The sequence below is a fragment of the Bacteroides propionicigenes genome (assembly GCF_018390535.1).
GTDB lineage: Bacteria > Bacteroidota > Bacteroidia > Bacteroidales > Bacteroidaceae > Bacteroides > Bacteroides propionicigenes.
In genome coordinates, this window is the sequence record NZ_JAHBBW010000001.1 from 202099 (window position 1) to 215147 (window position 13049).

Sequence of the window (13049 nt, forward strand, 5' to 3'; positions counted from 1 at the left end):
GATTACAATTAAAAAATTGGAATTATGACAAAGAATATCATCTTTATCTTTGCGGCGTTCTGTACGCTGCAAGCCCGTGCGGATGTACAACCCACGGAGAAGGATACTGTACGCTGCATGTTCCGTTACGATGACACTGAACTGCTGCAGCCGTTACAGCCCTCATATCTTGACGGAGTGGTCGTCCCGGCACGGGGAAACGGCAACTGGTTCGTCAGTATCGCCGGAGGCACGACGGCCTTTCTCGGCACCCCGCTTGGCTGCGAAGACCTGTTCGGGAGGTTGAAACCCTCGTATAGCCTTGCCATTGGCAAGTGGTTCACCCCGTGGGTAGGCGCACGCATAAATTATAGCGGCTTGCAGTTCAAGGACGGTACGCTGGCCGTGCAGGAATACCACCACCTCCATGCGGATCTGCTATGGAATGTGCTCGGCGGCAGTTATTCCCGTCAGGAACAGGTACGCTGGCATCTGGCTCCCTTTGCCGGTATCGGGCTGCTGCATCATGCGACCAACGGGCATAACCCGTTTGCAGTCTCTTATGGTATACAGGGGCAGTACCGGATTTCCAAAAGGGTAAGCGCCCTCGTGGAACTCTCCGGCGCAACCACTTTCCAAGATTTCGACGGGTATGGTAAGGAGAACCGTTTTGGTGACCACATGTTATCGCTTACCGCCGGATTTTCTTTTCATATCGGCAGGGTCGGTTGGAAACGCGCCATAGACCCAAGTCCTTATATCCGCCGCGATCAGTGGCTTGTCGAGCGCGTAAATGCTTTGTCGGAAGAGAACCGTCTTTATGCAGGGCAGCATGACAGAGACCGACGGACACTCGCTGAGCTGAAAAAGATTCTGGAAATCGAAGGATTGCTCGACAAGTACAGCCATCTTTTTGATGACGACGATGCATTCGACGGCAACCGTTATCCCAAAAACAATTACAGCGGTCTGAACTCGCTTCAAGCGAGACTTAAGAACCGGAAGTGGGACGGGAAATCTCCCTTGGATGGGAAGGGTACACAATCTGCCGACACAATTCCCCTTTGTGCGGGTCAAGACACACTCTGTATGCAATATTTGGCTCGTATGCAGAACGGAAAAGAGTGTATCGGCTCACCCGTGTATTTCTTCTTCCAACTCAATACGGCGCGTCTCACGGATACCTCCCAGACGCTTAATCTCGACGAGTTGGCAAGAGTAGCGAAGAAGTACGGGTTATCGGTAAGCGTCATTGGTGCAGCTGACAGTATGACCGGAACAGCATCCGTAAACAATGTCTTGAGTGCATCAAGAGCCGATTATATCGCTGAAGAATTAATCAAACGTGGGGTGTCGGGCGACAAGATAACCAAAACTCACCAAGGCGGCATTTCCGATTATGCGCCCAATGAGGCCAACCGCCATACAAAGGTTATGCTGCATCTCAAATAATACTTTTTGTTCATACGATATAAAAACATTTTTTTTCGTTTATGGAGAGCCTGTCTGTGAAGATCGGCTCTCTTTTTAAACGGAAATCTGACTGTTTGATATTTTCTAATCGGTAACGAACATCGTAATTATTTATTATATACTATCTTTGCATTCAGTCTTTTACCGGTATAATTCATGAACATGCAAAACTCTTATCTGACCTCGAAGCCGCACTACGAGATTCTGGACGGACTGCGCGGTGTGGCGGCTGCTATGGTAGTGGCCTTTCATCTGCTGGAAGCGCATTCCGGCGGCAACCATCTGAACCAGATTATCAATCATGGCTATCTGGCAGTCGATTTCTTCTTCATGCTTTCGGGTTTCGTCATCGGCTACGCATACGATGACCGTTGGAACCGGATGAGCACGGGAACCTTCTTCAAGCGTCGTCTTATCCGGCTACAGCCTATGGTGATCATGGGGAGTATCGTGGGAGCCGCGCTCTTTTGGTTTCAGGATGCCCCCTGTTATCCGGCAATGGAGGGCGTGTCCGCCGGTGCGGTGCTGCTGGTCATGCTGCTGGGTTGTACGTTACTGCCTCTGCCGCTGAAGTGGGACGTCCGGGGATGGATGGAAATGCACCCGCTGAACGGGCCGGCATGGTCGCTTTACTACGAATACATCGGCAACATATTGTACGCCTTGTTCATCCGCAAGTTCAGCAAGACGGCATTGACTGTCCTCGTGGCGATAGCGGCGTGCTTCACGGTACACCGCTGCCTTACCGCACCTGCCGGCGACATCGTGGGCGGATGGGCTTTGAACTGGGAACAGCAGTACGTGGGACTGGTCCGGCTGATGTACCCCTTCTTTGGCGGACTGCTCCTGTCCCGGCTTGGCTGGCTGATACGCACCCGCAAGAATGCTTTTGGGTGGTGCAGCCTGATGATAATCGCCGTGCTTTCCGCGCCCCGTATCGGTGGGGAGGACGGGTATTGGATGAACGGGCTTTACGAGGCTTTCTGCATCATCTGCATTTTCCCGGTTATCGTCTCGATGGGAGCGGGAGGCAGGATAACGGGCAAACGCTCCGCTGCCGTATGCAAGTTTCTGGGCGACATATCCTATCCCGTCTATATCACCCACTATCCGCTGGTCTATATTTATACGGCATGGGCGTTCAACCGTCAGGCGACACTTGCCGAAGGCCTTCCTTACATGCTGCTCACGTTCGTCGGGGCGTTCGCGCTTGCCTATGCCTGCCTGAAGTGCTATGATCTCCCGGTGCGCAAATGGCTCACGGAACGTTTCTTGAAGAAGAAATAAAAAGCGGTAAAGAAATCCTATATTTATTATCGTATTTCTGTCGGATGACAGATAAAGTTCCGACGCCGAAGGTGTTTTGCGGACGACACAATCAGATAACGCGAACCCAAATGTCTATTACTGTTTCGCTGATAGAAGAAAAGCCCCTTGATGCCTTTGCCATAGGTTTGAGGGGCTTTTGGGGAGGCTACAAACCTCTTTTTGTTGAATAGGTTCTTTTGATATTGTCACACCTTTTTCTATCCCGACCGACGTATAAAACGTGCGTGTGCATGTCGGTTGTACAGGCCAAAGACATACCGGGAGAATAAAAACAGCACTGCCCGCCTGTAGAGGGGTTTCCTACAGACGGGCAGTGAGTAAGACACGGAATTAAAGTTTGGCGGTTGTCACTGGATAGTTACGCCACTGGGCGGTACGTAGGCTGCACGGATGCGGAGAGGTCTATTGATGCGGGGTGCTTTACCGGTAGTGCCGTTATCATTCGTGTATATATCGTCCCAATCACTTTCTGCATAACCACCGTCTGGCAGGGCCTTGGTGGCACGGGCATAGCTGGTGCTCTCTGGATAGATATACGCAGGCCATATTCCTGTTCTATCTTTTGCTGCCGCCGATGACCAGTAGAAATTGTTCTGGAACTCCGTGTATGTATTGTAATAAGAGGTAAGAATACTTTCCAGTTGGGAGATACCGGGCAGGAACCAACCGGAAGAATTGCTCATGCCCTGTACGGCTCCATTGGCATTGCGCTTGTTCTTGTTATAGCAATATTCCGCCGCTGAGCGGGGTTTTTCGTTCAGGTTCATTTCTGATTGTCCAGCTTGGGTAATAATGCGCCGGGTAGCTGCCGCCCCATGTTTGTTTCCTTCCGTCCATTCGTTATTTAGCGGACCTCCGATGTATTCACCATTACAACCCCATTCCAAACCGTCATAGATATAATCCCCTTCAAACTCGTTCAGGGGGTCGTAATGGGATATATATTCCTCATAGGCTTCCACGTAGATAGTGCCTTGAAGTCTGCCTTCATAATACCACTGTACCGGCAACAGACCGTGCTGTACGATTTCAATGGTACGGGTACGTGGCGTCTGCGTGTTGTTGTCGGTGTACGAGATGTTGACGGTGGCGGTGCGGTCTTTCGTGCTTAGGTTTTCGTCCAAGTAGAAATAGATGCGGTCACGGCTCCTGCTGATGGTGTATTCGGTGTTTTGGGCAAGGGTGTTGGTCACCAAGTCCGTGGTGAAGTATTTGCGTTTGCCGTTTCCCGCAGTCCATTTCTGTCCGGTCGCCAAATGGGTATCTGTACTCATGTCGGCAGAGAGTGTTCCATTCTCCATATTTTCGGCTGGCACACGTTCCATGCGTATCCAAGTGTGACTTTCCGGGTCGGCTATGCTGACTTTCATCTTTGGATTCTCATCTTCCTCGAAGAGGTACACGTCCAAAGGTGTGATACAGAAGTGGGCGTCGTGGTCACGCTCGCGCAGCATGGACAGGTAGAACGGGTTGTTCTGCTCGGTGATGTTGACGCGGGCATCGAAGGTGATGTGGTCCGGGTTGTTGCCCACATGGGTCAGTCCGCTGATGACGATGTTGTTGGCGTAGTGCCTGTTGCGTATCACCTTGAAGTCATTCACCGGGTTGCCTCCGAGATAGAAGGTATATTCGGCCTCGATGGTGGTGTTATCCTGATTTGCGGGCAGGGAGGGGTCGCCGTTATAGGTAGTGTAGTAGGCTCTCATCTTGAAATAGGTAGCCTTACTGTTTTCGCCTACAAGTCTCGGCTTCCACCGCTGCTTGTCAACATCGTCCTCTACTCCAGCCGGATACTGATAGTTTTCCGGATCTTCGTCCGGTTCAATCATGTTCTCGAACATGTAGAAGGTCAGGGAGGCGGCCCCGCCGTGGTTGTAAACGACGGCATCGCTCTGTATGTTTTCTACATTGCGGTATGGCTCATCGGTAGTCAGGCTGGTCTGGCCATCGGCAGGCTCGGTCAGGGGTACGGCGGTAGGCATGTTGTACACGCCCCATTCCGCAATGGAAAGGCGGGGCAGTTGTCCGCTCTCGTCCGAGTGGTCGGAATCGATACTGATGTTGATGTCGATGCGGGCCATCAGTGCCTTGAGCTGCATCGTGAGGCTTCCCTTCTCGGTGAGGTTCACGGTCGCGCTCTTGCCCGCCATCGGCATTCCCGTGCTGGGCAGGGTCGTGATGTCATCGCGGGTGTTAGGAGTATAATTGGCAGGATCGTACACGAACGCTTCGAGCAGCTCCTTGGGCTTTTTCCCGTCTTTGCTATATTGGGGGAAATTATCGGGATAACCGTCGCCGTTGGCATCAGTTACCACCTCCGGAGTCACGTTGGCCAAAGCGTAGATGGTAGTTTTTTTTGCGAGTGCCGGATCTTTAAACACGTCCGTAGGAATGCTGACATTGGTCGTATTCGCCGACGGAGCCATATACGGCGAGAATACTTTCGTGTTGCTCGATTCCAGATAGTCGCCGTTTTCGTCGAAGAAGAACAGGTAGAGCTGGTTGATGCGCTTCTCCTTGTCGTCCTTGGCGATGGCCGAGCGGGTGACGACTTGCTGCGGCAGCATGTTCTGGCAGACGGCCTCGATGGTGAATCCGTCGCCGGGCGGAACGGTACCGCCGCCAAAGTCCTCCTCCGTGGTGCAGGCTGCCGGCAAGAGCATGGAGGCCACCGGCAGGAAATAATAAAGTATCTTTTTCATCTTTATGCTGTTTTCGGTTGTTGTTTTATTGGATAGAGACGTCGCTGTCGCCCCCGTCTTCCCAGAACTCGTTATCGGCGGCAATAAAGTTCAGCGCGAAGGTTTCGCCCACGAAGTTGAGCTGCGCCGTATAGCGGACACCCGCACGGGGCTGGAACTGTGTCGGACGTTCGGCTGTAGCGGTCTTATCCGCCCCTTTGTAGGTATATTCGACGGAAACCTCCACGTCCTTGCCGAAATAAGTGCCGTCCGTGGCGTTGCTCAACAGAAGCAGGTGCTTGTCGCCTATCGGGCTGACGGAACTGTTGGGAGCTACTGCAAGCCCTGTCTCGTTGTTATATATCTCGTATGTGCCGGGATAGGTGCCGCTGTAGGTGTAGAATCCCTCTTCGTTGGTATTCTTGCTGAAATCGATGGTAATCGAGCGGGTGAAGTGGCCCGACAAGGTAACACGCTTGACGGTAACAGTTTCCTTCTTTTCATCTCCGTAATTGTAGTTGTTCACGGCGAAGCCCAAGCCCGTCATGATGTGGCTGAAATTGAAGCCCACGTTCCCCGTGGTACGCAGGTGGTTATAGACGACGGAAACCATCGCGTCGGGTGTCTGCATGTCGTTCAACGTGGTAGTCGCTACATCGCCCGTCTCGCCGAACGGCATGGTGAACGTCAGTTTCGGCACGCCCCGTGTGGTGGCGCTGGCGGGACTTTCCACTGTAAAACCGTCCTTCGGGTAATAGGCGAAAAAGGTGTACCGATAGCTGTCGGGGGAGGTCGCCGCCGGATTTTCCGTCGTGTTGTACCATTTTCGCGGGCCGCCACTGTTATTATAGTCATAAGTGCAGGCCGAGCCGTTGTAGGTGACGGCTTGATTGAAGAACACGTCGGGGAAGGCGTTGCCGCTCTTGTTACCCCAGTTCGCGCTGCCCGATGCCCAGTCCTTTTCGGTGTTACTGCCACGCTGATAAGGCACGCAGTAGCCCAGTACGCCGAACGTGCCGCCGGTGGGGAATGCGTCGTGGAACGTGCTCCGGGTGAGTTTCTCCACGGTAATGACCGGGGCGGCAAAGTGGATGGCGTCGGGACTGTCGGCTTCGGGCTGCGCCCATTCCTCCTGCTGGCAGGCGGAGCAGAGAAGCAGGAGAGCCGGAAGTATGTATCGTTGCTTCATTTGGATGTTCATTTTATCGTCAAGTTACAGATAGCTTATAATTGGGTTATTGGGTCACGTCGATGGTTACGTTCCCGCCTATGGCGTCGCTCCATGCGTTGACCGTGGGCGGGTCGAACACGATATAGCCTCCGCCGGTGAGGGTGAACGAGTAACGGTAATGGTTCGCCGCCTCCCACATGCTCACGGTGGTGGCAGGCAAGGTGTAGGAAGCGGTCTTTCCCCTCTCGGCATCGGTATCGTAGGTGACAGTCAGTTTCACCCCGTCCGTGAGCGATTGCGGAATGAGTAGCAGGTCGCCCGACACGTCCGCATTTCCGGCTGGAGTTACGGAAGTCTCTTTCTCCACGCTGACGGTTCCCTCTGCCGTGTTGCTCCACAGGGGTTCCTTGCCGCTGTCGTAATCTCCCTTGACATCCAGCCCCTCAAGGGAGATGGAATGTACCGTGGCGTTGCCACCCTCACTGCGTGCCGCAAAGGTGATGCGTGCCAGCAAATGTTGGAATTTGAGGGCTACCGGACCGGGAGGCTCTGTCTGGCCTGCCATGACGGAGATACCCGTCTTTTTCGCCGTCATCAGGTCGTGTCCTTTCGTGGCGTCGAAGCCCTTGACGGTAAATGTGCCGTCCGTGCAGGTGGCGGAGGACACGGCATCGCCCAGCGTTTCCACAGACGGATAAAGGGCGTAGAAGTCGTAGGTATTACCGGGGAGCCAGTATCTCGTGCCCTCGTAACCCCACATGCCGGAAACGTATGTCACTTTTTCGGCGTTAAACACGCTCGTGGCCGTACCGCCCGTTCCGTCGGTGTAGTTCCCCCATACGCTGAACGAGTTTCCATCGGTCAACATTCCGTCCGCGTCGTCGATGGCGGCCCGTGTCACGGCGGGACCGGCAAAACGGATCGCCCCGCTGTTGCCGCTTGTTTCCATGTCCGGGCCCGTGCTTTCCGTACAGGCTCCCAGCAGGCAGGCGACAGCCGGTATGAACAAGGTTTTGAATAGGTTGTTATTCATAATCATACATTGTTTCTTTATATCCGGTTATTTCTGACGCTACCGGTAGCGTAAATAAGGAGCAACACTCCCGTTAGTGGCTATGAGGGGACATTCAACCCCTCATAGCCTGATGTGATGTCTTTTCGGCTATTGATGCAAGCGATTACTCTCCGGCGTTTTCCGGGGTTACATCACTATTTGATGCGTCAGCCCATTCATCTACATCAATAACTTTGAACTCAATTACCTGCTCCTTCAACTCCGGATCAATCGTGCTACCGTTGATTTCTACTGTATAGTTATATTTGAAACCTTCAGTCCATTGGTTCTGTACTGTGCCGCTAACATCGCCTTTATATGCCAATTTTCCTTTGAACTGATTTTCACTTAATTGTTTATTTGCTGCATCATAGAAAGTTGCGGTAAAGGTTACTTCCAGATTTTCGTTGCTTTGTGGAATGACAAAGCAGGTCGTAGTGTGGGTAGCGTCCTTAAATTCTTCGGCAATATCCCCTAATGCTCCGAAATCATAGTCCTCTGTTGAAACACTTTGAGTAGTCCAATTGATATCTGGTTTCCCGCTTTCGGCATAAGTCGCTGTAACATTAGTTGTTTTTACTGCATTCACCTTGATGTCGGAGATTTTCATGGTGTAGTCATAAGCGTCCGTGTTCTTGAACGTGAACTTCACCTGCGACAACATATGGTAGAAAGATAAGTTTACCGGACCATTATTAGCTTCTTTTGCAGTCACCTCTTGGGGTATAGCCACAATCAAATCTTTCGTATTGTCTACCGAGTAATTTGGGAATGTCAACACTCGAGAGGTTGCATTAAACTCTGCATTCTCAATTTTATTACCACCATTGGAGTAAGCGCCAAAACGGTACTTCTTGCCATTTATCCAATAAGCAGTCTGTGTGGGATTCCAAACCGTCCCCTCCGCTCCTACAGTGCCTCCGTCTACCTGAACATTGGTATATACGGAAGTCCATGAATCATCATAGTTTCCGAATACGAAGAACTTCTGAAGATTCTGCTCCGTTGTTTCAGTCACACTACTTCTCGTTGAATGGTTCACGAAAGTTCCGAACTGGATCGCCCGGCTCTGCGGCATATCCACAACTTCTTCGTTCGTACAGCTTGCCAGTGCTGCTACAGCCACTCCAAGCACAAAAAAACTTTTCTTCATAAGATGTAAAAAATTAAATTAAAAATTTGGTTATTTAGTACCTGTTGTTTTATTCGTTTCAGTCAATGGGCAGCGGTATGTCCACCCATTCTCCCCAGCCGTCCACATCTACGTCAAAGCTGCCTCCGCCTTCCAGCCCCTCGTCGTTGGAAATCGACAGCCCGCTCACGACGATAACGCCACCCCGTGGTTGTCCTTTCACTTGGTCTGTGACATCGAACTCGAAGGTCTTGAACTTGCCGTTCACCATTCTCACCTCCAAGTTCAGGCTGTACCTTCGCCCGTCCGTACCGTTTCGTCCGTAATGTTCACCCGGATAGTCGGGTACGCCGAACGACTGTACCAGCGCTTCCGCTCCGTAATCTTCCAGCGTACAGTCGAACATTACCGTGGCTGCGGTTTCTCCGGTATGCCCATCGTTCAGATAGACCGTTTCGGCCATGCCTGCCAAGGCTCCGCGTGCCAAGGCCACGTATTGTTGTCCGCTTTCGAACTCGTAACGTATCATATAGGTGTAAACCAATGGACGCAAGGTAACCGGCAGCTCCGTCGGGGCAAGTGTTTTTTCTGCCGTGTATTCTTCCATGTATGCCCCGTAAAGCATGTCGGGCTGGTTCACGGTACGTTCCCCCGCGTGCAATTCATGGAAAGAACTCCGGGTCACGCCGCGTGTGGTGGCTGTGGCGGATTCCGAAGCGGCCACGCCATCGAACACGATATATTCCGTATCATTGTTGTAGAACAACAGTTCGTGCGTGCCTTCCGGCATGGCGATCCGTCCTCCTTCATCGGGCAGATTGCTCTCTATACGCTGTCCGTCGCTGGTATAGACTTGGACACGTATTCCGTCGGCCGGAGCAGGACACAAATCTTCATAGTCGTACTTCCAGTCCTCTTCCCACAATTTTTCCCAGTCATAGGCGTAAGTACGTTCCCATTCCTGTTCCCAGTCGGAAGAGAGATTCACCTTCACGGAAAGACCATGCTCGTCGTGGTCGTAACACAGGTCTTTCCGGCAGCTCGTGGAAAGGAATGTCAATCCTGCAAACGTAAGCCCCATGAGGGTATATCGTAGCGTTGCTTTCATCGTGCGCCTCCTTTCTTTTTATCGGTATCCCACAACCGCCACACAAGGGCAAACTTCAGTTTCAACGGACCGAAGTAATTCATTCGGTTTGTCTGCTGGTACACGTAGTGCCCGTCGATGGGAAGATATTCTTCGTACTTGCTGTGCATGTACCCCAGACCGATACCGGCTTCCAGCGAGAGCCGCCGTCCGATGGGGAACATGTAGCCGTAGCTGACACCCACCATTTCGGCCTCGCCCTGATAGCCCTCTTTGCCGTTTTCAAGGTCGTACCACGTGAAGCCGCCGAACACGCCGAGGTAGTGGCCGTGCCACGGGCTGCCTTGCTTCTGTCCGAACCACCAGCGTCCCTCCGGGCTGATTGTAGCTACTTGGTAACATTTGTGCTTGCCGTCATTATTCCACCATGCCATGTCGCCTTCGAGGTTCACCGTCCAACGGTCGGCGATACGGTACTCCACTTCGAGCGAAGGCATCAGTATCGCATCGTAGAGCAGGTTGGTCTTAACGGCCAACCGCTGTACTGTCGGTCTATGCGGTTGCACGGTCGCTTCCTTCCGCACCGTTGCCGGCTCGGAGGCCGGTTCCGCCACGCTATCGGGTTGCAGGGCCGGTTCCGGCTCTTTCACTTTCGTCTCTTTTTGGGAAATGACTTTTACGGGCGGTTCGGGTTTCCGGTAGCAGGCCACCGAGAGGCTGGAGCGCAGTTCGGGAAAGAAATTCTCCAGCATGTAGGTGTACGGCATACCGCCCCGCAGGTCCATGAGCTGTTTCTTGCGTCCGTCCACTACGCGACCTGCCTTGTCGAACACCCATACGGGCGTATGGTCAAGGATATGCAGCACCTCTTCCTTGTATAATATGTCCGAGGCGGCGACCATTTGGCGCAGCATGTCCCACGCAATACCTTCTCCATGTATGCAGATCAAACTGTCGGGGATTCCGGCGTGGCGCACGAGATAGGATTTCAGGGAGTCGGCCCTGCGCTCTGACAGCACCCCGTTGAGACGGTTCACACCTTCGGGCGATGCCCACGAGCGTATCACGACGCTTTCAAGGCGGTCCGCACCGTGTTCTTCACGCAGGGTGCGGATAAAACGCTCCAGTTCCGCGCGGTTGTCCCGGAAGAGCATGTCCACTTCCCTGTGGCCCTGCCGGTAATGGATACGGGCCGAGTCCAACTCTTGCGCATGAACATACCCGCCGCAGAATAAAAGAAATAATAACAGTATTCGTTTCATTGTCATAATTCTGTCTATGCCAATTTATTTATATCAGCTATTTATTCAATCTCTGTACGTTTGTCCGTGCCGTGCTTCTTTCTTTAGAGGTAAAAAAGCACCGAACCAACAAATAATCAGCCGGATAACTGTCAGTTATGCCGATTTATTTGTTGGTTAAATCGTTCGTTAAAAAGACTATCGGAAAAAAGGTCGTATTATTCGGACACTCCGGGAAAATTTGTCCTACTCAAAGAACTGAAACGCAATTTTTTGCAGATTTTTTTTGTGGATAATTCGTGTTTTTGTAATTTTGTGGCTGAAAACGAACGATTTAACCAACGTAAAATCATACCCTCCGTTTTTGCAACTCCCCTTTCCGTCTTATCTCTTTCTCTTTCATGGCCTTATCTATTTCCTTATAGCGGCTACGGAATTTCATGAATGTATCCCGCGAAATGTCGAAACGCCTGCATATATCGGCAATCGTACAGTTCCGCTTCAACATGCCAACGATGACCTTTCGGTTTTCGATCAGCACGTTCATTTTCGTGTAGCTGCCTTTTTTCCGACCAAGGACGACACCCTCGGCTTTCCGGAGGGCGAGAGCCTCCTTCGTGCGCATCGAAATCAGGTTGCGTTCAATTTCCGCTACCAGACCGAACGCGAAACAAAGTACCTTGCTGTTGATGGAGTTGTCGAACGAATACCCCTCCTTGGTTGTGTAAAGGTTGATTCCCTTCTCCAGACACTTGCCCATGATGGCCATGAGGTCCGTCAGCGTGCGGCTTAGCCGCGAAACTTCCGTGACAATCAGCGTGTCGCCCCGTTTCATGCGCCGTATCAGTCCCCCTAATTTGCGGTCGCACCCCTTCTTCTTGCCGCTGGCGACCTCCGTCACCCACTGGCTGACGGAAAGATTTCTACTGTCGGCGAAACGCCGGATCTCGTCTTGTTGGTTAGCCGGGTTCTGTTTGCCCGTGCTGACCCTTAAATAACCTATTATCATAATCCTTAATTATTTTACGGGAGCGACATTGCCCCCGTCCGGTATAAATAAGGCATGATGGTTCGAAATGAAAGGATTCTGTACATAATTGTATGCGTAACATTTTATTCTTCAACTATTTTAATGTCTTTTCGGAATCTCGTCGGGAAAAACTGGCACGTATGTTTTCTCCGGACAGGCCGTAAGCTCGTGAAAAACATAAACCGTTACGGAGGAAATGCCTCATTCGTGGAACTGCATGAAGTCGGTGCCTATGACAACAGCCATTCTCTGATGCCGGATTTGAAGGGGCAACGAATGGACCGGATGCCCCAAATGGTTGGACGAGCAATGCTGAAATCGAATGATATGCCGAAAAATAAAGAAAAATGCGGTCTTCTCGACAGTAAGCAAGAAGCCGCATTTGTAATAAGTACCCCGATTTCTGTAAGAACGCTTTGTCCGGAAGTTGTCCGTTGAATAGGTTGTGCTTATTTCAATGATTTGCGTAGCAACGGAAGGCGTTTCAGTATATGGCCGATAGAAAGGACAGTTGTAACGATTCCTGCCCAAAAATGACATTGCCCGACCGGGGAACCTGCTCCTTCTATGCCTAACAGGGCAAATCCGGTCAGAACCACGGACAGGAACAGGACCGACAGTACCGCCGTGACCTTGCTTTTCCGGCCTATTCCGTTCTTGGCAGTTCCCTTGTACCAGCCCCAATGCGTCGCTATATGAAATATGGAGGCCATGAGGAACAGCAGGCTCGTCAGGACATGGAAAACTGCCCAATTATGCCATACCTCGTGATTGCCTTCATAGTCGGCCACATGCAATTCGATTCCGGAGTATGCGGACAGGACAAACACGGGAATCAGGCTCCAGTCTATTATAAAAATCTTTTTCATCTG

Annotated in this window: 11 protein-coding genes; 3 read left to right on the forward strand and 8 right to left on the reverse strand. The window is 51.8% G+C overall.

Annotated elements, in window-relative coordinates:
• The first annotated feature begins 24 nt into the window (after positions 1-24).
• Complete coding sequence (locus KG118_RS00920; protein WP_007571956.1) at positions 25-1431, forward strand: OmpA family protein; 1407 nt, start codon at positions 25-27, stop codon at positions 1429-1431.
• Between the two features lie 177 nt (positions 1432-1608).
• Positions 1609-2739 (forward strand): acyltransferase family protein, encoded by a 1131-nt coding sequence (locus KG118_RS00925; protein ID WP_007571958.1) that lies wholly within the window; start codon positions 1609-1611, stop codon positions 2737-2739.
• Positions 2740-3128: 389 nt separating this feature from the next.
• Here KG118_RS00925 and KG118_RS00930 read toward each other — a convergent pair whose 3' ends face one another.
• The 7 genes from KG118_RS00930 to KG118_RS00960 all read right to left on the reverse strand — a co-directional run bounded on the left by KG118_RS00930 (position 3129) and on the right by KG118_RS00960 (position 12156).
• The gene (locus tag KG118_RS00930; RefSeq protein WP_007571963.1) at positions 3129-5483 is read right to left on the reverse strand and encodes a DUF4906 domain-containing protein; all 2355 of its coding nucleotides are present in this window, start codon (positions 5481-5483) and stop codon (positions 3129-3131) included.
• Positions 5484-5508: 25 nt separating this feature from the next.
• Positions 5509-6663, reverse strand: a complete 1155-nt coding sequence (locus KG118_RS00935; protein ID WP_007571964.1) for a fimbrillin family protein — start codon at positions 6661-6663, stop codon at positions 5509-5511.
• A 34-nt stretch (positions 6664-6697) separates the two neighbouring features.
• Positions 6698-7672, reverse strand: coding sequence for a fimbrillin family protein (locus KG118_RS00940; RefSeq protein WP_007571966.1), 975 nt, complete (start codon positions 7670-7672; stop codon positions 6698-6700).
• A gap of 139 nt (positions 7673-7811) precedes the next feature.
• Positions 7812-8840 carry a fimbrillin family protein gene (locus KG118_RS00945; RefSeq protein WP_007571968.1) on the reverse strand — a complete coding sequence of 343 codons (1029 nt, stop codon included), beginning with the start codon at positions 8838-8840 and terminating at the stop codon, positions 7812-7814.
• A gap of 58 nt (positions 8841-8898) precedes the next feature.
• Complete coding sequence (locus KG118_RS00950; protein ID WP_007571970.1) at positions 8899-9927, reverse strand: DUF5119 domain-containing protein; 1029 nt, start codon at positions 9925-9927, stop codon at positions 8899-8901.
• The gene (locus KG118_RS00955) at positions 9924-11174 is read right to left on the reverse strand and encodes a DUF3575 domain-containing protein (RefSeq protein WP_007571972.1); all 1251 of its coding nucleotides are present in this window, start codon (positions 11172-11174) and stop codon (positions 9924-9926) included. The genes KG118_RS00950 and KG118_RS00955 overlap by 4 nt, the downstream gene beginning before the upstream one ends.
• A gap of 322 nt (positions 11175-11496) precedes the next feature.
• Positions 11497-12156: a recombinase family protein gene (locus KG118_RS00960; protein WP_007571976.1), complete on the reverse strand. Its 660-nt coding sequence runs from the start codon at positions 12154-12156 to the stop codon at positions 11497-11499.
• Between the two features lie 189 nt (positions 12157-12345).
• Here KG118_RS00960 and KG118_RS00965 point away from each other — a divergent pair, with 189 nt between their 5' ends.
• Positions 12346-12615: a hypothetical protein gene (locus KG118_RS00965; RefSeq protein ID WP_225719305.1), complete on the forward strand. Its 270-nt coding sequence runs from the start codon at positions 12346-12348 to the stop codon at positions 12613-12615.
• Positions 12616-12626: 11 nt separating this feature from the next.
• Here the strand turns inward: KG118_RS00965 and KG118_RS00970 are convergent, their stop codons facing one another.
• The gene (locus KG118_RS00970) at positions 12627-13046 is read right to left on the reverse strand and encodes a DUF4405 domain-containing protein (RefSeq protein ID WP_007571980.1); all 420 of its coding nucleotides are present in this window, start codon (positions 13044-13046) and stop codon (positions 12627-12629) included.
• Positions 13047-13049 lie beyond the last annotated feature (3 nt).